The organism is Pseudomonas sp. NMS19W (assembly GCF_051554255.1).
Taxonomy (GTDB): Bacteria; Pseudomonadota; Gammaproteobacteria; order Pseudomonadales; family Pseudomonadaceae; genus Aquipseudomonas; species Aquipseudomonas kribbensis.
Map to the genome: position 1 here is coordinate 401,250 of NZ_CP136718.1, position 25,362 is coordinate 426,611.

Here is a 25,362-nt window from a genome sequence, read left to right on the forward strand (position 1 = left end):
TTGCAGTGTTTCAGCCTCTTATTCTTTGGGGGTGCTCCATGCAGTTCTGGCGTCGCAGTATTCAATGGCAGCTGATCCTCGGCATGGGCACCGCTCTGCTGGTCAGCATCCTGATCGTGGTTGGCATTTATACCCTGGTGGTCAACCGCCTCGCCCAGAGCTATCTGGTCGAACAGGCGTTGCCGTCGAGCATCGAAGCGACGCGCAACGATATCGAACGAATCCTCGTTCAACCCCTCACCGCCGCCAAGGACATCGCCAGCAACACCATGGTCCGTGACTGGCTGGCCACAGGTGAAGACTCCGGCAAAACGGCGGGCTTTGCACAGTATCTGGAAGGCATCCGCGCCGAACACAAGGCCTTCACGGCGCTGATCATAGGCACCGAATCCAATCACTACATCACCGAAAAAGGCCTGGATCGCACCCTCAGCCGATCCAAACCGGCCGATGCCTGGTTCTACTCTTTCCTCGACAGTAATCAGCCACGCACCCTGAACATCGACAACGACGGGGCTACCGGAGAGCTGGCGCTGTTCATCGATTTGAAGGTCGAACAGGCCGGCAAAGTGGTGGGTGTCGCGGGGCTCGGGCTGAGCATGAAAGAGCTGTCGGAGCTGATCCACAACTTCAGCTTCGGCGAACGCGGCAAGGTCTATCTCGTGCGTTCCGACGGGCTGATCCAGGTCCATCCCGAGGCACAGTTCAGCGGCAAACGCACCCTCACGGAGCAGATCGGCGCCAACGCGGCGCAAGCGGTCATGGGCCACAAAGTGGCGACCAACAGCAGCTTTCAGCGCGACGGTGAAGACTTCCTCGCCTTCAGCTTGCCCTTGCGAGACCTAGGCTGGACCCTGGTGGCCGAAGTGCCACAGTCGCAGATCTACGCCGAGGCTCGCCGGGCGATGTGGATTAGCAGCGGCATCGGTCTGGCGGTGGCGCTGGTTTGCCTGGCGCTGGTGATCTGGCTGGCCCAGGGGTTGGTACGACCGATTCGTCAGGTAACAGCTGCACTGGTAGCAATCGGTAGCGGTGGTGGAGATTTGACCCATCGGTTAGATTCCAGCCGCGCCGATGAACTGGGCGACCTCGCCCGGGGCTTCAACCGTTTCCTCGACAGTCAGCGCGGGATGATCGGCGAAGTGCTGACCACCAGCGAGCGTCTGCGTGTCGCCGTCGGCCAGGTGGCCAGGGTTGTGGATAACACCGCCGAGCGCTCCGGCCGCCAGCAGGAAATGACCGACATGGTCGCCACCGCCGTTCACGAAATGGGCCTGACCGTGCAGGAAATCGCCCAGAACGCCGGCAATGCCGCGCTCGCCTCGCAAACCGCCCGTGATGAAGCGATGCAGGCGCGGGAAGTGGTCGGCGGTTCGATTCGCCATATAGAAAGCATGTCCGATGAAATCGGCGTCGCGGCCGGCGCGGTGGGTGAGCTGGCGCATCAGGTGGCGTCGATCGATCAAGTATTGGCGGTTATTCGCGGTGTTTCCGAACAGACCAATCTGTTGGCATTGAATGCGGCGATTGAAGCGGCGCGTGCCGGGGACATGGGGCGTGGTTTTGCTGTGGTGGCGGATGAAGTGCGGACGCTGGCGCGCAGGACCCAGGCATCTACCGATGAGATTCAGCAGATGATCGGCAGCCTCAAGCAGGGGGCGGAGAATGCCGTGTCTTCAATGCGCACCGGTCAGGCCGCGACGGGGACTGGCGTTGAATCGAGTCAGCGTACCGGGGCTTCTTTGACCGCGATTACCGGGCAGGTCGAGCGAATCAGCGACATGAACCATCAGGTGGCGACGGCGACGGAAGAGCAGTCGGCGGTGACCGAGGAGATCAACCGCAACGTGCAGGGGATTTCCGATCTGGCCCGGGCCACGGCGGGGGAGGTTCGCGCCTGTCGTGAGGATTGTCAGATGTTGCAGCGGCTGGCGGATGATCTGGCGCGGCAGATGGGTGGGTTCAAGTTGAGTTGAGTGCCAAGAGCCAAAGAGCCCCTCACCCTAGCCCTCTCCCGGAGGGAGAGGGGACCGATTCGGGGATGCTTTTGAGATATGCCGACCTGAAAGTGCTTTGCCGAATCCATAATCGACTCGGTCATTCAGGTCGATGTACCTCGCAAAACTATGCGGTCGGCCCCCTCTCCCTCCGGGCGGTCCGACGTTTCGGGAGGGCTGGGGTGAGGGCCGGCTTTAGAACCACGCATCCTGCATCCTCAGACACGTATCATCCCGCACCTCCAGCAATGCCAGTTCATGCTGGCAACCCGGCACTTCCCACGTCAGAAAATACCGCGCCGCCTGCAACTTGCCCTTATAGAAGTCGGCATCCGCCGCATTCCCCTTGGCCAGGCCTTCTTCGGCCCGAATCGCCTGCTCCAGCCAGCGCCAGCCAATCACCGTGTGCCCGAACACCTTCAGGTACAGCGCCGAATTCGCCAGGCTGCTGTTGACCTTGCCCTGGGCCAGATCGGTCAGCAGACCAATGGTCACGCTCTGCAGGCGCGCAACCAGTTTCTCCAGCGGCTCACGCAGTGCGGTCAACGATTCGTACGCCACCGCGCGTTCGGCGGTGTCGGCAATCAGGCGGATCAGTTGCTTGAGCCCGGCACCACCGTTCTGCGCCAGTTTGCGTCCCAGCAAGTCCAGCGACTGAATGCCGTGGGTGCCTTCGTGGATCGGATTCAGGCGGTTGTCGCGGTAGTACTGCTCCACCGGGTATTCGCGGGTGTAGCCGTGGCCGCCGAGAATCTGGATCGCCAGTTCGTTGGCCTTCAGGCAGAACTCCGACGGCCAGGATTTGACGATCGGTGTCAGCAAATCCAGCAGCTCATGGGCCTGTTTACGCTCGGCTTCGGTTTCCAGCGTGGTGGTGTCATCGAACAGTCGCGCCGCATATAAGCCGAGATCGAACGCACCTTCGACGTAGGATTTCTGCGTCAGCAGCATGCGTCTGACGTCCGCGTGCTGAATGATCGCCACCGGCGCCGTCGTCGGGTCCTTGCTGTCCGGGACCCGGCCCTGTGGGCGTTCGCGGGCGTATTCCAGCGAGTACAGGTAACCGGCGTAACCGAGCATCACCGCGCCCATGCCGACGCCGATTCGCGCCTCGTTCATCATCTGGAACATGTAGCTCAAGCCGTGATGCGGCTTGCCCACCAGATAGCCGACACAATCACCGTTATCGCCGAAGTTCAGCGCCGTGGACGTGGTGCCGCGCCAGCCCATCTTGTGAAACAGCCCGGCCAGCAGCACGTCGTTGCGCTTGCCCAGACTGCCGTCATCGTTGACCAGAAACTTCGGCACGATAAACAGCGAAATCCCCTTCACCCCGGCCGGTGCGTCCGGCAGCTTGGCCAGCACCATGTGCACGATGTTTTCCGAGAGCGGGTGATCGCCGCCGGAGATGAAGATCTTGTTGCCCTTGAGGCGATAAGTGCCGTCCGACGCAGGTTCGGCGCGGGTACGAATATCCGACAGCGACGAGCCGGCATGGGGCTCGGTCAGAGCCATGGTGCCGAAGAAACGGCCATCGATCATCGGTTGCAGGAAGCGCTGCTTCTGCTCTTCGGTGCCGAAGCTTTCGATCAGGTTGGCCGCGCCCATGGTCAGGAACGGGTACGAGGTCGACGCCGCGTTGGCCGACTGAAAGTGGGCGAAGCAGGCCTGGGACAGCAGCGTAGGAAGTTGCATGCCGCCAGCGTCGAAACTGCGCGCAGCGTTGAGGAATCCGGCTTCGAGGAAGGCATCCACCGCCGGTTTCACTTCGGGAATCAGAATCGCCTGACCGTTCTCGTAGCGCGGTTCGTTCTCGTCGCCCTTGCGGTTGTGCGGTGCGAAGTACTTCTCGGCGATGTTGCGTGCCGTGCCGATGGCGGCATCGAAGGTTTCGCGGTTGTGCTCGGCAAACCGCTCGCGCCGGGTCAGGCCCTCGGCATCGAGGACTTCGTACAGCTCGAAAGCCAGATTGCGGGAACTGAGCAGCGTCTCGGACATGGCGGCCTACCTTAAAAAAAGTATGCCGCAGTGTAGGGAGGCTTATAAAAAGGGGGAAGGAAGATAGATGAGGGTGATGGGGCGGCACAAGCTACAAGCTTCAAGCCGCAAGTAAGAGCAGTTTGCTTTTACTTGCAGCTTGTCGCTCGAAGCTTGCAGCTGCTTTTATCCGATGGTCATCAAGCTGGCGTTACCGCCCGCTGCTGCGGTGTTGACGCTCAGCGCGCGCTCGATCACCAGACGCTCCAGCGCAATGTTGGTCTCGCCCTGGGACAGGCCCTGAACCCCGACGATGGCGCCGGCACGCTTGGCGATCTGCTGGCAGACCGCACGCAGCTGGTCGGAATGGCCGTGATGCAGAACCGCATCGAACACCACGTCGTCCTTGTTCCAGTCGGAAACCAGTTTGATCCGCGCCTGAATCTCTTTCGGCAGGCGTGCGAACAATGCCTTGCTGGTGTCGGATTCCGGCCAGACCGCCGAACCGCCCACTGCCAGTACCGCAGCGAGCTGGGTCAGCAGATCACCTTCGATGTCCGCCAGGCACAGCACGTGCTCGCGCGGCAGGATGGCGTAGCTGTTCTTCTCGCCGGTCGGGCCGGCCAGCACGCGGGTGATACCGCTTTGCGACTGGGCTGCGTACTGCACGCACAGGGTGCTCAGGTCGGCGAACTTGTTGCTGTCGGCCCAGGCTTTCAGGGCAACCAGCGGTTTGCTCAGGGCATCACGCAGACGAACGTCCGGTGCCACGGCAGCATCACCGCGAGCGAAGGATTGTTCGATGGCATCGGCAGGACGCGTCGACAGCAGGCGGTACAGGTACAGCGGGCCACCGGCCTTCGGACCGGTACCCGACAGGCCTTCGCCACCGAACGGCTGGACGCCGACCACGGCACCCACGATGTTGCGGTTGACGTAAACGTTACCGGCGTTGACGTTGTCGATCACCTTGGCGATGGTCTCGTCGATGCGGGTGTGCACGCCGAGGGTCAGGCCGTAACCGGAGGCGTTGATCTGGGCGATCAACTGGTCGATCTCTTTGCGCTTGTAGCGCACCACGTGCAGCACCGGGCCGAAGATCTCGCGTTGCAGCTCGTCGAAGCTTTCCAGTTCGATCAGGGTCGGCATGACGAAGGTGCCGCGTTTGACTTCCTCGGTATCGGCGATGGCCACCTGGTACACGTTGCGACCTTTGTCGCGCATGCCCTGGATGTGTTTCTCGATGCCGGCCTTGGCTTCGGCGTCGATCACCGGGCCGATGTCCACGGACAGACGCTCCGGGTTGCCGAGACGGCTTTCAGCCATCGCACCTTTAAGCATTTCGATGACGCGATCGGCGGAATCTTCCTGCAAGCACAGGACGCGCAGCGCCGAGCAACGCTGACCGGCGCTGTCGAAGGCCGACGACACCACATCGATCACGACTTGTTCGGTCAGTGCCGAAGAGTCGACGATCATCGCGTTCTGGCCGCCGGTTTCTGCGATCAGTGGAATCGGACGGCCCTGGTTGTCGAGACGACCGGCGATGTTGCGTTGCAGCAGGCGCGCAACTTCGGTGGAACCGGTGAACATCACGCCTTTGACGCGCTCGTCACCCACCAGGCCGGCACCAACGGTTTCACCGCGACCTGGCAGTAATTGCAGAACACCTTCCGGAATGCCGGCTTCGAGCAGCAGGCGTACGGCTTGTGCGGCGACCAGCGGAGTCTGTTCGGCCGGTTTGGCCAGTACCGGGTTACCGGCGGCCAGTGCGGCGGCAACCTGACCGCTGAAAATTGCCAGCGGGAAGTTCCACGGGCTGATGCAGACCACCGGGCCCAATGGGCGGTGGGCGTCGTTGCTGAAATCGTTGCGTGCCTGCACCGCGTAATAACGCAGGAAGTCGACGGCTTCGCGGACTTCGGCGATGGCGTTGGCGAAGGTCTTGCCGGCTTCGCGGGCCAGCAGACCCATCAGCGGCTGGATTTCGCCTTCCATCAAGTCAGCGGCACGTTCCAGAATCGCGGCACGTTCGGCAGGCGGGGTGGCCTGCCAGATCGGTGCGGCGTTCAGGGCGCATTGAATGGCGTTGTCGACGTCTTCGACGGTGGCTTCCTGCACGTGGCCGACCACGTCACGCAGATCGGACGGGTTCAGCACCGGTGCCGGCGCTTCGTTGCTGGAGGCGCAACCGAGCATCGGCGCGGCTTTCCAGTTGTTGTGCGCGGTCGCCAGCAGGGCGCAGGACAGCGAAGCCAGACGATGTTCGTTGGCCATGTCGATGCCGCTGGAGTTGGCGCGCTCGGAACCGTACAGGTCACGCGGCAGCGGAATGCGCGGGTGCGGCAGGCCGAAACCACCTTCCACGGTTGCCATCTGCTCGATCTGCGCAACGGGATCGGCCACCAGTTCCTGGATCGAAATCGACTGGTCGGCGATGCGGTTGACGAACGAAGTGTTGGCGCCGTTTTCCAGTAGGCGACGTACGAGGTACGCCAGCAGGGTTTCGTGGGTGCCGACCGGAGCGTACACGCGGCACGGACGGTTCAGCTTGCCTTCGGAGACCTTGCCTACAACCTGCTCGTACAACGGTTCGCCCATGCCGTGCAGGCACTGGAATTCGTACTGGCCCGGGTAATAGTTCTGACCGGCAATGTGATAAATCGCCGACAGAGTGTGGGCGTTGTGCGTGGCGAACTGCGGGTAGATGACTTCCGGTACCGACAGCAGTTTGCGCGCGCAGGCGATGTAGGAAACGTCGGTGTACACCTTGCGGGTGTAGACCGGATAGCCTTCCAGGCCTTCGACCTGGGCGCGCTTGATTTCGCTGTCCCAGTACGCGCCTTTCACCAGACGGATCATCAGGCGATGACGGCTGCGGCGAGCCAAGTCGATCACGTAGTCGATCACGTACGGGCAACGCTTCTGGTAAGCCTGGATCACGAAACCGATGCCGTTCCAGCCCGTCAGTTGCGGCTCGAAGCACAGGCGCTCCAGCAGATCCAGCGACAGCTCCAGGCGGTCGGCTTCTTCGGCGTCGATGTTCAGGCCGATGTCGTATTGCTTGGCCAGCAGGGTCAGCGACAGCAGGCGCGGGTACAACTCGTCCATCACGCGCTCGTATTGGGCACGGCTGTAACGCGGGTGCAGGGCCGACAGCTTGATCGAGATGCCCGGGCCTTCATAAATCCCACGGCCGTGGGAGGCTTTGCCGATCGAGTGAATGGCTTGTTCGTACGAGGCCAGGTACTTCTGGGCGTCGTGTTCGGTCAGTGCCGCTTCACCGAGCATGTCGTAGGAATAACGGAAGCCCTTGGCTTCGAACTTGCTCGCGTTGGCCAAGGCTTCGGCGATGGTTTCGCCGGTCACGAACTGCTCGCCCATCAGGCGCATGGCCATGTCGACGCCCTTGCGGATCATCGGCTCGCCGCTCTTGCCGATGATGCGGCTCAGGGACGAAGTCAGGCCGGCTTCGTTGTGAGTCGAGACCAGTTTGCCGGTCAGCAGCAGGCCCCAGGTCGCCGCGTTGACGAACAGCGACGGGCTGTTGCCAAGGTGCGGCTGCCAGTTGCCGGTGCTGATCTTGTCGCGGATCAGCGCATCACGAGTGCCTTTGTCCGGAATACGCAGCAGCGCTTCGGCCAGGCACATCAGCGCCACGCCTTCCTGGGACGACAGGGAAAATTCCTGCAGCAGGCCCTGAACAATGCCTGCACGACCGCCGGCACTCTTCTGGTTGCGCAGTTTTTCCGCGATGTTGGCTGCAAGTTTATTGGTGGCTTCGGCCATCGGCGCCGGCAGGCGAGCCTGCTCGATCAGCATCGGCACCACTTCCGGCTCCGGGCGACGGTAAGCGGCGGTGATCGAGGCGCGCAGCACCGATTGCGGCAGGATGCTTTCGGCGAATTCGAGGAAGCATTGGTGAGCGTGATCGGTGTGGACTTCGCCCGCGTCGTCGGCGTCCTTGGCGGTCAAACCGTTCAGCTCGGTCAGGGTTGCACCACCCTCGAGTTTTTCCAGGTAATTGAAAATTGCCTGCTTGATCAGCCAGTGCGGCGTGCGATCAATCGAGGTTGCGGCGGCCTTCAGGCGCTCGCGGGTTGGGTCATCGAGTTTGACCCCAAGGGTGGTGGTAGCCATATTTTTATCCTCATAGGTGCCGCAGTTGCGCGACAACAGCTGGCGGCAAGATTAGCCGCGAGCCGAAAGAGGTGCAACCGGGTGCAACCCTTTTTTTGTCGGAATATTCGGCAACTTGTCAGGAATAAATTTCAGCTTCGCGGTGATCGCTCTAGATAGGTGCTTTCAAGGCAGATGACAGGGTGTCACTGCGCCGCAACGGTGAAAAATCGGCGGTTTACAGGCAAAAAACCGACGTAGGTGCAACTAATTCTCAAGAAACTGGTTGCACCTGTTTTGCTTTGTTGCATAGGATTCGCGCCCAAGGTGCAACCGGGACAACCCGGTTTACCGGCCAATGGCTTTCCTGGGGAAACATTGGTCATAAATGCGCGGCCGTGCGAATCGTCTGTCAGACGTCAGTCTGCAAACGGTGCAACCGCCGCCGCTACATAAAAACAAAGCCAGGGCACGTACGTAATGAGCGCAAGCAATCCAACCCTGATCACGTTCGTGATCTACATCGCAGCAATGGTGCTGATCGGCTTCATGGCCTATCGCTCCACCAACAACCTTTCCGACTACATTCTGGGCGGCCGCAGCCTGGGCAGCGTGGTGACCGCATTGTCCGCCGGCGCTTCCGACATGAGCGGCTGGTTGCTGATGGGCCTGCCGGGCGCCATCTACATGTCCGGCCTGTCCGAAAGCTGGATCGCCATCGGCCTGATCGTCGGTGCCTACCTGAACTGGCTGTTCGTCGCCGGCCGTCTGCGTGTTCAAACCGAACACAACGGCGATGCGCTGACCCTGCCGGACTACTTCGCGAGCCGTTTCGAAGACAAAAGCGGCCTGCTGCGGATCATTTCGGCAGTAGTGATTCTGGTGTTCTTCACCATCTACTGCGCTTCCGGCATCGTGGCCGGCGCCCGTCTGTTCGAAAGCACCTTCGGCATGTCCTACGAGACCGCGCTGTGGGCCGGTGCTGCGGCGACAATTGCCTACACCTTCGTCGGCGGTTTCCTCGCGGTGAGCTGGACCGATACCGTACAAGCCACCCTGATGATCTTCGCCCTGATCCTGACGCCGATCATCGTGCTGCTGGCGACCGGTGGCGTGGACACCACGTTCCTGGCCATCGAAGCCAATGACCCGAGCAACTTCGACATGCTCAAGGGCACCACTTTCATCGGCATCATCTCGCTGATGGGCTGGGGCCTGGGCTACTTCGGCCAGCCGCACATCCTGGCGCGCTTCATGGCCGCTGACTCGGTGAAATCCATCGCCAAGGCCCGTCGTATCTCCATGACCTGGATGATCCTGTGCCTGGGCGGCACCGTGGCCGTGGGTTTCTTCGGTATCGCTTACTTCTCGGCGCACCCGGATGTGGCCGGCCCAGTGACCGAAAACCACGAGCGTGTGTTCATCGAACTGGCGAAAATCCTGTTCAACCCGTGGATTGCAGGCGTGCTGTTGTCGGCGATTCTTGCGGCGGTGATGAGCACCCTGAGCTGCCAGTTGCTGGTGTGCTCGAGCGCCCTGACCGAAGACTTCTACAAGACTTTCCTGCGTAAATCCGCCTCGCAAGTCGAGCTGGTATGGGTCGGTCGCGCCATGGTGCTGCTGGTTGCACTGATCGCCATCGCGATGGCCGCCAACCCGGACAACCGCGTGCTGGGTCTGGTGTCCTACGCCTGGGCCGGTTTCGGCGCTGCCTTCGGTCCGGTCGTGCTGATCTCGGTGATCTGGAAAAAGATGACCCGTGACGGCGCACTGGCCGGCATCCTGGTCGGCGCGATCACCGTGATCGTGTGGAAGCACTTTGAAGTGCTGGGCCTGTACGAAATCATCCCGGGCTTCATCTTCGCCAGCCTGGCCATCTACTTGGTCAGCCTGATGGGCCAGCCAAGCACTGGCATGGTTCAGCGCTTTGAAGCGGCCGAGAAGGACTTCCATCTGAACAAGTGATGGGAATGAGCTGAGGCTCACAAAAGAACGGCCCGTTTCCTATAGGAAACGGGCCGTTTTTTATTGGCTGCATTTTTTCTGAAGGAAAAGTCTGTAGTCGAATGCGCCGATTGTTGAAGGCCAAATCGAAGTTTCAAGTAGGGAAAATCTGATTTTCCGGTCACCCAACCTGCACCCCTTGCCCCTCATGCAGAATCGCCCGCCCTCATACTGCAGAGAGACATCGGATGTTCGCGCCTGCCAATCAACCGCGTTTCACGTTGACCGTCGAAGGCGCCCAATTTGACCTCAAAGTCCTTGAGTTCACGGGCAAGGAAGCCATCAGCCAGCCCTTTCGCTTTGACCTGGAACTGGTCAGCGAGCGACCGGATCTGGATCTCGAAAGCCTGCTGCACTGTCAGGCGTTTCTGGGGTTTGATGAAGACGGTTCCGGTATTCACGGTCAGATTTATCGGGTTGGGCAGGGGGATTCCGGCAAGCGTCTGACTCGCTACCACGTCAGCCTTGTTCCGCGTTTGGCCTATCTTGGCCACCGGATCAATCAGCGGATTTTCCAGCATCAAAGCGTGCCGCAGATCGTGACGCAGATCCTCAAGGATCACGCGATCCTGCGCGATGCCTTCGAATTTCGCCTCGGCAGCGATTACCCGCCCCGTGAATATTGCGTGCAGTACGCCGAGAGCGATCTGGCGTTCATCCAGCGCTTGTGTGCCGAGGTGGGCATTCATTTCCACTTTCAGCACAGTCCGGACGGGCATCTGTTGGTGTTCGGCGACGATCAAACGGTATTTCCGCGTCTGGCCGAACCGACGCTGTACCTCCCGGGCAGCGGCATGGCTGCGGCGGCCCCGGCGATCAAGCGCTTCACCGTCCGTGTGGAAACCCGAACCAGCGTGGTCACCCGCCGTGATTACGACTTCACCAAACCACGCCTGCCGTTGCAGAGTCGGGTGGAAAGCGAACAGCGCCCGGTGCTGGAGGATTATCACTTTCCCGGCCAGTTCACCGAGCGCGAAACCGGCAAGCAATTGGCCCGGCGCACCCTTGAGCGACATGTCGCCGACTACCGTCAGGCCGAGGGGCGCAGCGATCAATCCGGCTTGGTCAGTGGACATTTCCTGCAACTGACCGAGCATCCGCGCCAGGATTTGAATGACCTCTGGCTGCTGACTTCCGTCGAGCACCATGGCCGGCAGCCGCAAGTGCTGGAGGAATCGGTCACCAGCGATGGCGATGAATTCCAGGGTTACCGTAATACCTTTCTCGCCACGCCGTGGGACGTGTTCTTCCGCCCACCGATGGGCCCGGAAAAACCTCGGATGCTCGGCTATCAACCGGCCGTGGTGACCGGCCCGAAAGACAGTGAAATCCATTGCGACGAGTACGGCCGGGTCAAGGTGCAACTGGCCTGGGATCGTGACGGCGAACTCAACGAGCATTCCAGCTGCTGGCTGCGGGTCGCCAGCGGCTGGGCTCATGACCGTTATGGCAGCGTGCTGATTCCGCGGGTCGGTATGGAAGTGCTGGTGGGGTTCATCGATTCCGACGCCGACAAACCGCTGGTCATGGGTTGCCTGCCGAACGCCGCCACGCCGGTGCCGCTGGATCTGCCTGCCGACAAGACCCGCAGCATTTTCCGCAGCCAGAGCAGTCCCGGTGGCGGCGGCTACAACGAACTGCGCATCGAAGATCGTAAAGGCGCCGAGGAAATCTACCTGCGGGCCCAGCGAAACTGGACGCAGCATGTACTGAATGACCAGCAGGTGCAGGTGGATAACCAGCGTAGCGTTGTCGTGACGGGGCTGGCGAAACATGAACTGAAAGCCGATGAGCAGCGCATCACCCACGGCCAGCGCCAGACCGAAGTGAAGCAGGACGATCACCTCACGGTGACCGGCGACCGGCACATCCGCGTGAGCAATCAGGCGATCAACGCCAGTGCGCAATTCCACGTCAGCGCCGGCCAGCAAGTGGTGATCGACGGCGGGGCGAGCGCAACTATTCAGGCGGGCGGACAGTGGATCAATATCGGCCCCGGCGGGATCTTCAGCAGCGTGCCGATTGTGGTGGGTGGTGCGCCGATGGCGGCGATGAGCGCCGCGCCGACCGTGCCGGGGTTGCCGGAGAAACTGGTGGCGGCACCGGCAGCGATTTTGACTGCCGCGCAAATCATGAGCCTGAAGGGAGACGCGCCGTTCTGCGAAGAATGCGAGCGCTGCAAGGAGGGTGTTTGTGCGGCCTGATCAATGGTTGAAGGGAGAGCCGCTGAAACCGTCGGAGCAGTTGTTCGCGATTTTCAGCAGCGCCAGTGCCGCAAAACCGCTAAAAGCCTGGCCTTCGGACGCGCAGATGCCGAAACCGGTCTGGGCGGAAACGATCTATGCCGAGTGGGAAGCGGTGATGCCCTACGTGGGAATCGTCGAAGCGGGCAGTGAGTTTATGGATTGGGTGGCGACCACGGAGTCTCGGGACTGGGGCTGGCTGGCGGTCTCTTCGGCGGGGCTTGAGGCGGTGGTCGAGCACTTTCGCAGTTTGACCCAAGTGCTGATGCCGGACGGGAAAGCGGTGTTTTTCCGGTTCTGGGATGGGCGGTTTTTGTTGCCGATCCTTGAGTCTTCCGAGGTGGATGCCGGGCAATTGCTGCCGGTCCTCACGCGAGGCTTGATCAACGGTCAGGCCGTGGAGATCGGGGGCAGGGCGCGGGTCTCGGGGCGGGAGTTTCCTTGGTGGTCGGTGCCGGAAAAGTTGCTGGCGCAGTTCGGCGATGATGTCCGGATCAACAACGCCTTGCAGTGGTTGAGCGAGGAACATCCGGCATTGTTCGAGGCGTTTCCCGCCGATGTTTTGCGCTGCAAGGTTGTCAGGTTTTTTGCGGTTTCGGCGTCGGACGAATCGTCGGCTTCGGCGTTGCTGGACTACTTGCGGGACGAGTCAGAGTGAAATTTCCGGGCAAAGGCTTCGGACGTTTCCTGCGAGTTGCGGCGGCTTGCGTGAACTGGTGGGCGCGGTGGTGCGGGGATAGTCTTTTGGCTGTCACTGCGAGAGTGGTGACAGGGCGTAGGAACCCTTGGAAAACTCACCGTGCATTCGCTCTGCTCTTTGATTGCGGCACTTGAACGTGCCCGTGACATTGTTCGCGGCGGCTGTGCGCGGGAACGCTTCGGCGTAGCTGAGTTTGGTGGGTTCCTCAGTTTCCTACTCTCGCGTACAGCTGCCACCCAAACCTGTAGGAAGGTCGTTGGCAGCCTCACTTAACCTGCCGAGGTGCAAAAAATGTCGACGTTAAAACCCGATCCACCCTACGAACCCTTCATCCCCCACCCCAACAACCGCCTCATGGCGCTGACCAGCAACTGCAACGATATGCCCACGTTGTTCATCGACACCCACGCCCCGCTCGATGTCCTGATGGACGCCGCCAACTACCGCATCCGCGCCGTAATCCAGGTCCTCGAAAACATGTGCATGCGTGGCTCGGTCGAGTGCGACTCCGTCATCCTGAGCGACTTCGCCCAGCTCTGCGTGATTCCACTGCGTGACGGCTGTGATGTGCTGGATGTGATTGGCAAGCGCCTGCGCGCGCAGGCCTGACTGTCCCTGCAAACTCCCTCGCCAAAACAGCGAACTCAAAGGATCGCCCGCTCTATCGTTTGGTGGTCATTCCGAGATGTAGGCATCCTGGGTCTTGATGAAACTGTCGAAAGCCTGGGAGTTGTAAACCTGAAGGCATGCGTAAAACACGACTTTCCGATTTGAGTGCTGGCTGGCCGAGGGTGTCTGATCGTAGGCAGCGAGTACGTAGTTTTCGGTTTCCTTGTAAGGATCGTGCACGACTTGCAGTGTGTCCTCGTTCTGAACAACGGTGTGCAGGCCTTTGCCCATGAACGAGTAGGCTCCGGCGGACAGTTTGATGTCCTTTTCCAGTGCAGATTGTTCTTTGAATGGCGCCAGGATGCAGTGGCTCAAACCGTAGTTCTTCAGATTCTGGCGTGCCTGTTCGGTGTGTTCTTCGCCAGCGAAGGCGTGTAATGAACCCGACAGGCACAGGAGGGCAATGATCCGGCGGTACATGATTTTCAGACTTCCTGTCAGGTGGTTGCGGCCAGTGTAACGTCGGGAACGCCCACTCAGCCCCCAACCCCTGACTTGCCGCCCGGTAAAAGGTAAACTTCACGGCCCTCGCAGGAGCAGCCATGAATTATCGTCACGCCTTCCATGCCGGCAATCACGCCGATGTGTTCAAACACCTGACCTTGACCCGCCTCATCGCCCTGATGTCGCGCAAGGAGCAGCCGTTTGCCTATCTCGACAGCCACGCCGGCATCGGTCTGTATGACCTGCAGGGCGATCAGGCCAACCGTACCGGCGAGTACCTGGAAGGCATTGCACGCTTGTGGGACCAGCCGGATCTGCCGGCGCTGACCGCCGACTATATGAACGTGCTGCACGAGATGAACCCGGACGGCCAGTTGCGCTATTACCCGGGTTCGCCGGAGCTGGCGCGGCGTCTGACCCGTTCCCAGGATCGGGTGTTGCTCAACGAGAAGCACCCGGAGGATGGCGTGCTGCTCAAGGACAACATGAAGGGCGACCGTCGTGTGGCCGTGCATCTGGGTGAGGGCTGGCATGTGGCGCGGGCGTTGCTGCCGGTGGCCGAGAAGCGTGCGGTGATGCTGATCGACCCGCCGTTCGAGAAACTCGACGAGATGCAGCGTTGCGCGGCGTCCTTGAAAGAGGCGATCTCGCGCATGCGCCAGACCGTGGCGGCCATCTGGTATCCGGTGAAGGACCAGCGCGCATTGCGTCGTTTCTATCAGGATCTGGCCGGCACCGGTGCGCCGAAGTTGCTGCGGGTCGAACTGCTGGTGCATCCGCTGGACACGCCGAACAGCCTGAACGGCTCTGGCCTGGCGATTGCCAATCCGCCGTGGGGGCTGGAGGAAGAATTGCGTGAGCTGCTGCCGTGGCTGTCCAAGAAACTTGGGCAGACCCAGGGTGGGTGGCAGATGGATTGGCTAATAGCGGAATGAAGTTGCGAGCTACAAGCTACAAGCTACAAGCTAAAGCCAGTATAGGGCTTGCAGCTTGCAGCTTGCAGCTCGAAGCTTAGTTTCCTGCCAGACTCGGTGGCATGCAAACGCCGGTGCCGCCAATCCCGCAGTAGCCTTCCGGATTTTTCGCCAGATACTGCTGGTGATAGGTCTCGGCGAAGTAAACGGTCGGCGCCTGTTCAATCTCGGTGCTGATTTCACCCAGACCCGCCTTCGACAGCTCGGCCTGATACACGGCCTTGCTCTTCAGCGCCGCATCCAGTTGCTCCGGGTGGGTCGCGTAGATTACCGAACGGTACTGGGTGCCGATGTCATTGCCCTGACGCATGCCCTGGGTCGGGTTGTGCAATTCCCAGAACATCGCCAGCAGCTCTTCGTAGCTGACCTTGGCCTTGTCATACACCACCAGAACCACTTCAGCGTGGCCGGTCAGGCCCGAGCAGACTTCTTCGTAGGTCGGGTTCGGCGTGTAACCGCCGGCATAGCCGACCACGGTGCTGACCACGCCTTCACGCTGCCAGAAGCGGCGTTCCGCACCCCAGAAGCAACCCAGACCGAAAATCGCGAAGTCGACGTCCTGAAAGAACGGGCCCAGCAACGGCGTCTCGGTGAAAACAAAGTGTTTTTCAGGCAGGGCCATCGGGGTTTCGCGGCCGGGCAGAGCTTGTTCTTTAGTCGGTAGCACGTTTTTGTTCACCAGAATTTCCGAGCGCAGAACCATGATCGTTCCTCTCAGTCAGGATGGGATGTAAATAAGCAGACCACCAGTGTGCCCAATGATGCCAAGTTAATCACCAGGCAAAGTGTGCGGATAGTGCCCGGTGGGTTACAGGCAGAGCGGGCCGCGCGGGTAGCGCTTGAGCGCCTGTATCAGCTCGCCGCCCGGAATCGGCCGGTCGAACAGGTAGCCCTGGCCGACGTCGCAGCGGTGGCGGCGCAGGAAAGCCAGTTGTTCGGCGGTCTCGATGCCTTCGGCCACGACCTTGAGTTTCAGGTTGTGGGCCATGGCGATCACGGCGGAGGTGATTTCCATGTCGTCCTGGTTGTCCGGGATTTCATGGATGAAGCTGCGATCGATCTTGATGATGTCGATCGGGAATTTCTTCAGGTAGCTGAGCGACGAGTAGCCGGTGCCGAAGTCGTCCATGGCCAGGGTCAGGCCCAGGCGCTTGAGCTGGTCGAGCTGCAAGTGAGTGTCTTCAGTGGCTTCCAGCAGCAGGCCTTCGGTCAGTTCCAGCTCCAGCAGATTGGCCGGCAGGGCTTCTTCCTTGAGGATGTTGGCGATCGAGGCCACCAGGTCCGGGTCGGAGAACTGCTTGGGTGACAGGTTGATCGCCACTTGCAGGTTGCCCATGCCGGCGGCGGTCAGCGCTTTGCTCATGCGGCAGGCCTGGCGGGCGATCCACTTGCCGATCGGAATGATCAGGCCGGTTTCTTCGGCGACGCTGATGAACTGGTCCGGGCGGATCATGCCGCGTTCCGGGTGATTCCAGCGCAGCAGCGCTTCCATGCCGAGCAGGCGACCGCTGCGCAGGCACAGCTTCGGCTGATAGAACACGTCCAGCTCGTTCTGGGTCAGGGCGCGGCGCAGGTTGTTCTCGACGAACAGTTTGTAGCTGGCCTCGGCGTTCAGCGCTTCGGTGAACACCTGCACCTGGTGTTTGCCGTTGGCCTTGGCCTTGTGCAGGGCGAGGCCGGCGTTACGCATCAGGGTCTGCGGGTCGCGCCCGTGCAGCGGCGCGCAGGCCAGGCCCACGGAGCCGGTGACGCTGATCAATTGGTTGTCGACGAACATCGGTTTGTCGAGGGTCATCAGCAGCTGGCTGGCGATCTGTTGACCGGCTTCGAGGTCAGTGTTGTCGAGCAACACCGCGAATTCGTTACTGGCGAACCGCGCCAGGCTGCCGCTCGGGCTCAGGCTGTTGCGCAGGCGTCGCGCCAGGCTGATCAGCAACTTGTCGCCGGTCTGGTGACCGAGGCTGTCGTTGATCCGCTTGAAGTTGTCGATGTCCACCAGCAGCAGGCTGATCGGGGTATCGCTGTCTCGGGCGAAGCGTTCGTCCAGATTGCGGATAAATGCAGGCCGGTTACCGAGGTTGGTCAGGTTGTCGGTGTAGGCCAGGCGCTCGATGCGCTGCTGCGCCAGTTTGGTCTGGGTGATGTCTTCGTAGATGCCGATGTAATGTGTCAGCTCACGGTTGTCGCCATAGACCTTGGAGATCGACAACTGGCCCCAGTAGGGTTCGAGGTTCTTGCGGCGGCTCTTGAATTCGCCCTGCCAGCTGTTGCTCTTGGCCAGCGCCGAGGGCGCGTCGAACAGCAGCTCGCTGAGGTTCTCCAGAGCTGGCAGCTCAGACAGGCGCTGGCCGTGGACTTCCTCGGTGGTGTACTGGGTGATCGCGGTGAAGCTCGGGTTGACGTACTCGACCACGCCGTCGCAGTTGACCAGCAAAAAGGCGTTGGCACTTTGCTCGACCGCACGCTGGAACAGGTGCAGGGCGCTGGTGGCGGTGCGGCGGTTGTGATTGTTGATGACCTGGGCGAATTGATCGGCCAGCTCGCCGGCAAAGGCGATCTCGTCGGACTGCCAGGCGCGGGTGACACCGGTCTGCTCCAGGCACAACACGCCGACTACCTGGCCGTCGACGCGGATACTGGCGTCGAGCATGGCGTTGACGTCACGGGGGCGCAGGGCTTCGGCCATCTCCCGGGTACGCGGGTCGCGCATCGCGTTGTGCGCGTCGATGGCGCGGCTGCCGTGCAGCGCTTCCATGTAATCGGGGAAGCCGCTGACGTCGATCACATCCGGCAGAATGTATTCCTGGGTGGCGCGGTGGTAGGCCGAGATCGGCACCAGTTTCTGGCCTTCGAGGTTCCACAGGCTGGCGCAGTCGATTTCGTAGATGTCGCAGGCGCAGCGGGTGATCAGCTCGGCGGCTTCCTGCAGGGAGTTCTGGCTGCTGTAGCGCTGGCGGGCCAGCAACAGGATCAGATCCTGCTGGGCGCGCACCCGCTCCAGATGTTGCAGCTGTTCCTGCTGGGCGCGCTGGTTGAGTTCAAGGGCGATCTGCAGGCGAGAGTTCTGGGTTTCCAGGTCGACGGACGGCAGCGTTGGTGCCTCGTCAAATACGTCGTCGACTGCCAGCAGATAACCGCGCAACAAGTGGCGGTTGTGCTGTTTGTAGGCTTCACCGAGTTCGAGAATGCTCAGGGCGCCGGCGGCGGTGTGCAGGGTATAGCGCACCAGGTAATGCGGGCTTTGGCCGAGTTGCTGCTGGATCGCATCGTGCAGCTGATAGCGCGCTTCGGGCTCCATCAGGCTGGCGTAGGGCGAACCGACCAGGGCGCAGAGTTCGACGGCCGGCTGGCCGAACTGGCGTTCGCAGTTGGGATCGAGAAACAGCATCGCCCAACTGGCTTCATTCAGGCGCTCGAAACGCAGCATGCCGAGCCGCGAGGGCACAGGCAACTGCGTCACTACCTCGGCCGCCATACGGCTGGCGGCATCGGGTTGGCTCTTCATGAAGGGAACTCGCTTGGAAATTTGCTGAACGCGCCGGGCTCTCGCCCTCTTTACTGTTGCCTGCGGCAAGGTTGCATCATTGCGGCACCGACTGACAAGAGACATGAAGGCCAAGTGCTATAAGAATATGTCGGCTGCGGCGGGCATTTCTCCAGCAGGTGGCGGAAAGTAATGCGCGATCGCCGGGAAAGTGCCGTTCCAGAGCCATCGGGCAACCGGAACGGTAAAGCAGTCGGGTTTAGCGAAGTGGAATATTGATCGTTTGCAGGCGTTTGCCATCGCGGTCGTGGTAGTTGACCAGGATGTGCCCGGCGTCGACCACCATGTGGGCAAAGTTGTCCTGACTGACGACCTCGCTGGTCAGCGTGTGCCGGTACTCTCCCGAGTCGGTGCGGGCCAGCGGCTGATCGAGAATGAACGTCGAGGCCGTGGCATAGGGCAGCAACTTGCTGTTGCTCAACGGCGAGGACACGATGGTGTGCACTTCGAAGTCAGGGTCCGTACTGTGGGTCAGGCGCGCCGTCAGCGAACCATGCACGTCACCGGAAATGAACACCACGTTCCTGATCCGATGCTGGCGGATGGTTTCCAGCAGGCGCAAACGCTGTTCGGGGAAGCCCATCCAGGCATCCTCGCCGTTCATTTTTCGATCCGGGTAGAACATGACACTGGTGACCACGAATTTGACCCGCGCGGGGCTTTCGATCAACCACTTGCACAAGGCCTGTTCCTGTTCTTCATCCAGGATGCGGCGGTTCTCGCTGGACAAGTTGCGACGGGTTCGGCTATCGGTCACAAACCATTCGATATCGCCATCGCTGAATTGATACCAATAGTGCTTCAGCGAAGAATGTTCTACTTGGCCGTTAGTTGTGAGCGAGCAGGCCGGGCTGTGACTGGCCTGATAGATTTCGTAAGCCGCCATTGCATTGTGAAACAGTGCTTCATCGGAGGTGTCGGCATTTGCTGGCCAGTTATCTTCTATTTCATGGTCATCGAGAATCATATAAGTAGAAGTGCCCGACATTAGTCTTCTGATGTTGGGCTGAGAGAAAGCAGCGCGATATTTGGCAATGATCTCGTTATATTCGCGATCCGGTGCGATCAAGTTCAAATCATCGGCGTAGATCTGGTCACCGCTCATCATGATCGCGCTGACCGGGGGTTGTGCGCCTTCTATCAATTGGCTGATCGAGGCGAATATCCGGTCTCCCAGCTGCGGGAGCACGGGCAGGCCGGCGGTCAGTCGCAGGTAGCGGCAGGAGCCGAGGATGTAGGCCCGTGGTTGCTGAGGCTGGTCGCTGCGAGTGCGAAAGCGCCAGGTTTCCCGAGGCCATTGCAGCGGGAGTTCCGCCACGCTTTCAATCGTGTGGGCCGGGCTCATGGGGGTGAACCAGCCGGTCTGGTATTCGTAATCGGTGTCGGGGTTCAAGTTGTCGAGAACCAGGACGCCAGATTGATCACGGCTGGCATCAAGTTTGATAAACAGTCCCTTCGACCATTGTTTTGAATCAGTGATCCGGTAACGGATGCCCGCAAATACCGTAGCGCCATTTTGAAAGTCGCCGCGAATGAATATTCTTGTCTGATGAGTTGTGGTGTGGCCAATAATCGGGCCGACAACAGGCTTTTGCATGTTCGAATCCGTTCGAATGAAAGTTGATGAGTAATAAAGTTTTCCAAGTTTTATCGGCTAACTTTTGTGCGCCAAGATTAGTTGCCTGTTGCTGAAAAATATCGACAGGAAGTGGACTCGGCTCGTAGCTGATGTCAGCGCAAGTTGTGGGAAAAGTACAGGCGTGCGTTATTTCGGGCAAAAAAAAGCCCCGCCAAACTGACGGGGTTGAGGTACGAGCGTGTGGCGCTCGAAAACGTGGAACGCAGTCGGCCCTCCGTTGCCGGAGGGCCGAGCGCTTTACAGCAGGATGGTGCGGATGTCCGCCAGCAGATCGCTCAGACGCTTGGTGAAGCGTGCAGCAGCGGCGCCGTTGATCACACGGTGATCGTAGGACAGCGACAGTGGCAGCATCAGTTTCGGCTGGAAGGCTTTGCCGTCCCAGACTGGCTGGATGGTTGCCTTGGAAACACCGAGGATCGCCACTTCCGGCGCGTTGACGATCGGCGTGAAGCCGGTACCGCCAATGTGGCCGAGGCTGGAAATGGTGAAGCAGGCGCCTTGCATCTCGTCCGACGAGAGCTTCTTGGTCCGGGCTTTTTCAGCCAGGGAAGCGGCCTCGGCGGCCAGTTGCAGCAGGCTCTTCTGGTCGACGTTCTTGATGACCGGTACCAGCAGGCCATCCGGGGTGTCGACGGCGAAGCCGATGTTCACGTATTTCTTGCGGATGATCGCCTTGCCGCTTGGCGCCAGCGAGCTGTTGAAGTCCGGCAGTTCCTTGAGCAGGTGAGCGCAGGACTTGAGCAGCAGCGGCAGAATGGTCAGCTTGACGCCGGCCTTCTCTGCGACAGCCTTCTGTGCGTTGCGGAACGCTTCCAGCTCGGTGATATCCGCCGAGTCGAATTGCGTCACGTGCGGCACGTTCAGCCAGCTGCGGTGCAGGTTGGCGGCGCCGACCTGCATCAGGCGGGTCATCGGCACTTCTTCGATTTCGCCGAAGCGGCTGAAGTCGACGACCGGAATCGGCGGGATACCCGCGCCACCGGTTGCGCCAGCAGCGGCCGGAGCTTCCTTGGCCTTCTGCATCATGGCTTTGACGTAAGTCTGCACGTCTTCTTTCAGGATGCGACCGTGCGGACCGCTGGCGCCGACAGCGCTCAGCTCAACACCGAATTCACGAGCCAGTTGACGCACGGCAGGGCCGGCGTGAACTTTTGCACCAGGCTTGGCTGGAGCGGCAACCGGAGCGGCAGCAGCAGGTGCAGCGGCGGCCGGAGCAGCAGCGGCTGGCGCCGGAGCGCTCGGAGCAGCAGCGGCAGCTGGAGCCGGGGCAGCAGCCGGAGCGGCGCCTTTGACTTTCAGCTTGAGGATCAGGTCGCCGGTGCCGACTTCGTCGTCCAGCTTGATGGAAATGCTTTCCACCACGCCAGCGGCAGGCGACGGGATTTCCATGCTCGCCTTGTCGGATTCCAGGGTGATCAGCGACTGGTCGGCTTCAACGCTGTCGCCAGCCTTGACCAACACTTCGATGATTTTGGCCTTGCCGGCCGAACCGATGTCCGGAACGTGGATGTCCTGAACGCTGTCGGCAACCGGTGCAGCAGGCGCGGCGGCCGGAGCCGGCGCAGCGGCAGCGGCTGGAGCAGCCGCCTGGGCCGGAGCGGCAGCAGGGGCCGCAGCACCCGCCACTTCCAGATCCAGGATCAGGTCGCCGGTGCCGACTTCGTCGTTCAACTTGACGCTGATGGCCTTGACCACGCCAGCGGCAGGCGACGGGATTTCCATGCTCGCCTTGTCGGATTCCAGGGTGATCAGCGACTGATCAGCCTCGACCTTGTCGCCGACCTTGACCTGGATCTCGATGATCTGGGCCTTGCCCGACGAACCGATGTCCGGCACGTGCACTTGCTGAACCGAAGCGGCAGCAGGGGCAGCGGCTGGCGCGGCAGCAGCAGGAGCGGCAGCCGGTTTGGCTTCAGCTTTTGCAGCCGGCGCAGCGGCAGGTGCTGGGGCCGCTTGCGCGGCGCCCTCGACTTCCAGTTCCAGCAGTTCGTCGCCTTCTTTCAGGCGATCGCCCAGCTTCACTTTCAGGCTCTTGATGACGCCGGCCTTCGGGGCCGGCACTTCCATGCTGGCCTTGTCCGATTCCAGGGTCAGGATGCTCTGGTCGGCTTCGATACGGTCGCCGACCTTCACAAACAGTTCGATTACTTCACCTTCACCGCTGCCGATGTCAGGTACGCGAATGAGTTCGCTCACAGAGTTTCTCCTCAGCAGTCCAGTGGGTTGCGTTTTTCCGGGTCGATGCCGAACCCGGTAATGGCCTCGGCCACGACTTTAGGTTCGATATCGCCACGGTCAGCCAGTGCTTCCAGGGCTGCCAACACCACGAAATGACGGTCAACTTCGAAGAAATGACGCAGTTTCTTGCGGCTGTCGCTGCGGCCGAAACCGTCGGTGCCCAGGACTTTGAATTCCTTGGACGGTACCCACTGACGGATCTGCTCGGCGAACAGTTTCATGTAGTCGGTAGAGGCAATGACCGGACCTTTACGGCCGCTCAGGCACTCTTCAACGTAGCTCTGCTTAGGCTTCTGGCCAGGTTTCAGACGGTTGCTGCGCTCTACGGCCAGGCCGTCGCGACGCAGTTCGTTGAAGCTGGTGACGCTCCACACATCGGCGCCGATGTTGAACTCTTCACGCAGGATCTTCGCCGCTTCACGGACTTCACGCAGGATGGTGCCGGAGCCCATCAGCTGTACGTGGTGCGCCGCATCGCGGGTGTCTTCTTCGAGCAGGTACATGCCTTTCTTGATGCCTTCTTCGGCACCGGCCGGCATGGCTGGCTGCTGGTACGACTCGTTCATCACGGTGATGTAATAGAAGATGTCCTGTTGCTCTTCGGTCATCTTCTTCATGCCGTCCTGAATGATCACCGCCAGCTCGTAGCCGTAGGTCGGATCGTAGGTGCGGCAGTTCGGGATGGTGGCAGCCAGCAGGTGGCTGTGACCGTCTTCGTGCTGCAGGCCTTCACCGTTCAGGGTGGTACGGCCGGCGGTGCCGCCGATCAGGAAGCCACGGGTGCGGCTGTCGCCGGCAGCCCAGGCCAGGTCGCCGATACGCTGGAAGCCGAACATCGAGTAGAAGATGTAGAACGGCAGCATTGGCTGGTTGTGGCTGGAGTACGAAGTACCGGCGGCGATGAAGGAGCTCATGGCGCCTGCTTCGTTGATGCCTTCTTCAAGGATCTGACCTTTCTGGTCTTCCTTGTAGAACATCACCTGGTCTTTATCGACTGGCTCGTAGAGCTGGCCGACGGACGAGTAGATGCCCAGCTGACGGAACATGCCTTCCATACCGAAGGTACGGGCTTCGTCCGGGATGATCGGAACGATGCGCGGGCCGATTTCCTTGTCCTTGACCAGTTGCGCGAGGATCCGCACGAAAGCCATGGTGGTGGAAATTTCACGGTCGCCCGAACCGTCGAGGATCGCCTTGAGGGTATCCAGATCCGGAGTCGGTACGCTGAAGCTCTGTGCGCGACGCTGAGGCACGAAACCGCCCAGTGCGGCGCGACGCTCGGCCAGGTAACGGGCTTCGGCGCTGTTTGGCTCAGGCTTGAAGAACGGCAGGTTTTCCAGCTCTTCGTCTTTCACCGGGATGTCGAAGCGGTCGCGGAACAGCTTCAGGCTGTCGACGTCGACTTTCTTGGTGTTGTGCGCGGTGTTCTTCGCTTCGCCCGCACCGGTACCGTAACCCTTGATGGTCTTGGCCAGGATGACGGTCGGCTGTTCTTTGTGGTTGACCGCTTCGTGGTACGCCGCGTAGACCTTGTACGGGTCGTGGCCGCCACGGTTGAGCTTCCAGATCTCGTCGTCGGACAGGTCTGCAACCATCGCCTTGAGTTCTGGCGTGTTGAAGAAGTGTTCACGCACGAACGCGCCGTCTTTGGCTTTGTAGTTCTGGTACTCGCCGTCGATGACTTCGTCCATGCGACGTTGCAGGATGCCGTCGACGTCTTTGGCCAGCAACGGGTCCCAGAAACGGCCCCAGATGACTTTGGTCACGTTCCACTGAGCACCGCGGAACACGCCTTCGAGTTCCTGGATGATCTTGCCGTTGCCGCGAACCGGGCCGTCGAGGCGCTGCAGGTTGCAGTTGATGACGAAGATCAGGTTGTCCAGCTTCTCGCGGCCGGCCAGGGAGATCGCACCCAGGGATTCCGGCTCGTCGCACTCGCCGTCGCCCAGGAAGCACCAGACTTTCTGTTTGCCCGGCTGGATGAAACCGCGGTGTTCCAGGTACTTCATGAAGCGCGCCTGGTAGATCGCCTGGATCGGACCCAGACCCATCGAAACGGTCGGGAACTGCCAGAAGTCAGGCATCAGCCAAGGGTGCGGATAGGACGACAGGCCCTGACCGTCGACTTCCTGGCGGAAGTTGTTCATCTGGTCTTCGGAAATGCGGCCTTCCATGAACGCACGGGCGTAGACGCCTGGCGAGGTGTGACCCTGGAAGTAGATCAGGTCGCCGCCGTGTTCGTCGGTCGGGGCCTGGAAGAAGTAGTTGAAACCGATGTCGTACAGGGTCGCGCTGGAGGCGAAGCTGGAGATGTGACCGCCCAGGTCAGAATCTTTCAGGTTCGTACGCATTACCATGGCCATCGCGTTCCAGCGTACCAGCGAGCGAATGCGGCGTTCCATGAACAGGTCGCCAGGCATGCGTGCTTCGTGGGTAACCGGGATGGTGTTGCGGTAAGGCGTGGTGATGGCGTAAGGCAGTTGCGAGCCGCTGCGGGTCGCGAGTTCGCCCATACGGGTCATCAGATAGTGAGCACGGTCTTCGCCTTCTTTGTCGAGAACCGATTCCAGGGCGTCCAGCCATTCCTGGGTTTCGACGGGATCGAGGTCTTGCATGGCTTGCTCCAGGGCGGAAAGGCTTCCAGAATCGGTTGCCTGAGTTTGCGACTGGCCTTGTGGGCAGACGATTTAAAATTCTTGGATTGCCGACAGGTTGTTCCGGCGGCGTGTAGTTTTACTACAAATCATCCGGCATTTCAGCCTTTCGAATGTATAGACGAGTAGTAAAACTACAGATGAAAGGCTTGTGGCCTCC

Annotated in this window: 14 protein-coding genes; 6 read left to right on the plus strand and 8 right to left on the minus strand. The window is 60.7% G+C overall.

Features of this window, described 5'->3' with window-relative positions; genetic code table 11:
- Positions 1–38 precede the first annotated feature (38 nt).
- A complete protein-coding gene (locus R1A29_RS01780; RefSeq protein WP_438300479.1) occupies positions 39–1,976 on the plus strand; it encodes a methyl-accepting chemotaxis protein in 1,938 nt (645 codons plus the stop codon).
- Positions 1,977–2,192: 216 nt separating this feature from the next.
- Here R1A29_RS01780 and R1A29_RS01785 read toward each other — a convergent pair whose 3' ends face one another.
- Positions 2,193–3,995, minus strand: coding sequence for an acyl-CoA dehydrogenase (locus R1A29_RS01785; RefSeq protein WP_438300480.1), 1,803 nt, complete (start codon positions 3,993–3,995; stop codon positions 2,193–2,195).
- Between the two features lie 165 nt (positions 3,996–4,160).
- The gene (gene putA / locus R1A29_RS01790; RefSeq protein ID WP_438300481.1) at positions 4,161–8,114 is read right to left on the minus strand and encodes a trifunctional transcriptional regulator/proline dehydrogenase/L-glutamate gamma-semialdehyde dehydrogenase; all 3,954 of its coding nucleotides are present in this window, start codon (positions 8,112–8,114) and stop codon (positions 4,161–4,163) included.
- Between the two features lie 459 nt (positions 8,115–8,573).
- On the opposite strand from putA, the gene putP reads away from it, so the two are divergent.
- The 4 genes from putP to R1A29_RS01810 all read left to right on the plus strand — a co-directional run bounded on the left by putP (position 8,574) and on the right by R1A29_RS01810 (position 13,649).
- Positions 8,574–10,058 (plus strand): sodium/proline symporter PutP, encoded by a 1,485-nt coding sequence (gene putP / locus R1A29_RS01795; protein WP_438300482.1) that lies wholly within the window; start codon positions 8,574–8,576, stop codon positions 10,056–10,058.
- Between the two features lie 227 nt (positions 10,059–10,285).
- A complete protein-coding gene (locus R1A29_RS01800) occupies positions 10,286–12,301 on the plus strand; it encodes a type VI secretion system tip protein VgrG (RefSeq protein WP_438300483.1) in 2,016 nt (671 codons plus the stop codon).
- The gene (locus R1A29_RS01805) at positions 12,291–12,998 is read left to right on the plus strand and encodes a DUF4123 domain-containing protein (protein WP_438300484.1); all 708 of its coding nucleotides are present in this window, start codon (positions 12,291–12,293) and stop codon (positions 12,996–12,998) included. The genes R1A29_RS01800 and R1A29_RS01805 overlap by 11 nt, the downstream gene beginning before the upstream one ends.
- A 333-nt stretch (positions 12,999–13,331) precedes the next feature.
- A complete protein-coding gene (locus R1A29_RS01810) occupies positions 13,332–13,649 on the plus strand; it encodes a hypothetical protein (protein ID WP_438300485.1) in 318 nt (105 codons plus the stop codon).
- 66 nt (positions 13,650–13,715) lie between these two features.
- On the opposite strand, the gene R1A29_RS01815 is transcribed toward R1A29_RS01810, so the two are convergent.
- A complete protein-coding gene (locus R1A29_RS01815; protein ID WP_438300486.1) occupies positions 13,716–14,129 on the minus strand; it encodes a hypothetical protein in 414 nt (137 codons plus the stop codon).
- A 122-nt stretch (positions 14,130–14,251) separates the two neighbouring features.
- Here R1A29_RS01815 and R1A29_RS01820 point away from each other — a divergent pair, with 122 nt between their 5' ends.
- Positions 14,252–15,088, plus strand: coding sequence for a 23S rRNA (adenine(2030)-N(6))-methyltransferase RlmJ (locus R1A29_RS01820; protein ID WP_197869268.1), 837 nt, complete (start codon positions 14,252–14,254; stop codon positions 15,086–15,088).
- Between the two features lie 76 nt (positions 15,089–15,164).
- Here the strand turns inward: R1A29_RS01820 and msrA are convergent, their stop codons facing one another.
- From msrA to aceE, 5 genes are all read right to left on the minus strand, one after another.
- Positions 15,165–15,830 (minus strand): peptide-methionine (S)-S-oxide reductase MsrA, encoded by a 666-nt coding sequence (msrA, locus tag R1A29_RS01825; RefSeq protein ID WP_085732613.1) that lies wholly within the window; start codon positions 15,828–15,830, stop codon positions 15,165–15,167.
- Between the two features lie 105 nt (positions 15,831–15,935).
- Positions 15,936–18,632, minus strand: coding sequence for a putative bifunctional diguanylate cyclase/phosphodiesterase (locus tag R1A29_RS01830; protein ID WP_085711103.1), 2,697 nt, complete (start codon positions 18,630–18,632; stop codon positions 15,936–15,938).
- A 238-nt stretch (positions 18,633–18,870) separates the two neighbouring features.
- A complete protein-coding gene (locus R1A29_RS01835) occupies positions 18,871–20,268 on the minus strand; it encodes an alkaline phosphatase D family protein (RefSeq protein WP_438300487.1) in 1,398 nt (465 codons plus the stop codon).
- A 279-nt stretch (positions 20,269–20,547) separates the two neighbouring features.
- On the minus strand, positions 20,548–22,506 hold the full coding sequence (aceF, locus tag R1A29_RS01840) for a dihydrolipoyllysine-residue acetyltransferase (protein ID WP_438300488.1): 1,959 nt from the start codon (positions 22,504–22,506) through the stop codon (positions 20,548–20,550).
- Between the two features lie 11 nt (positions 22,507–22,517).
- Positions 22,518–25,163 (minus strand): pyruvate dehydrogenase (acetyl-transferring), homodimeric type, encoded by a 2,646-nt coding sequence (gene aceE / locus R1A29_RS01845; protein ID WP_438300489.1) that lies wholly within the window; start codon positions 25,161–25,163, stop codon positions 22,518–22,520.
- Positions 25,164–25,362: the final 199 nt, after the last annotated feature.

Bases quoted from the DNA above. Each gene is read 5' to 3' on its own strand.
- putA (WP_438300481.1), bottom strand. From the start codon at position 8,114: ATGGCTACCACCACCCTTGGGGTCAAACTCGATGACCCAACCCGCGAG.
- putP (WP_438300482.1), top strand. From the start codon at position 8,574: ATGAGCGCAAGCAATCCAACCCTGATCACGTTCGTGATCTACATCGCA.
- msrA (WP_085732613.1), bottom strand. From the start codon at position 15,830: ATGGTTCTGCGCTCGGAAATTCTGGTGAACAAAAACGTGCTACCGACT.
- R1A29_RS01780 (WP_438300479.1), top strand. From the start codon at position 39: ATGCAGTTCTGGCGTCGCAGTATTCAATGGCAGCTGATCCTCGGCATG.
- aceE (WP_438300489.1), bottom strand. From the start codon at position 25,163: ATGCAAGACCTCGATCCCGTCGAAACCCAGGAATGGCTGGACGCCCTG.
- R1A29_RS01800 (WP_438300483.1), top strand. From the start codon at position 10,286: ATGTTCGCGCCTGCCAATCAACCGCGTTTCACGTTGACCGTCGAAGGC.
- R1A29_RS01810 (WP_438300485.1), top strand. From the start codon at position 13,332: ATGTCGACGTTAAAACCCGATCCACCCTACGAACCCTTCATCCCCCAC.
- R1A29_RS01830 (WP_085711103.1), bottom strand. From the start codon at position 18,632: ATGAAGAGCCAACCCGATGCCGCCAGCCGTATGGCGGCCGAGGTAGTG.
- R1A29_RS01815 (WP_438300486.1), bottom strand. From the start codon at position 14,129: ATGTACCGCCGGATCATTGCCCTCCTGTGCCTGTCGGGTTCATTACAC.
- R1A29_RS01835 (WP_438300487.1), bottom strand. From the start codon at position 20,268: ATGCAAAAGCCTGTTGTCGGCCCGATTATTGGCCACACCACAACTCAT.
- R1A29_RS01785 (WP_438300480.1), bottom strand. From the start codon at position 3,995: ATGTCCGAGACGCTGCTCAGTTCCCGCAATCTGGCTTTCGAGCTGTAC.
- R1A29_RS01820 (WP_197869268.1), top strand. From the start codon at position 14,252: ATGAATTATCGTCACGCCTTCCATGCCGGCAATCACGCCGATGTGTTC.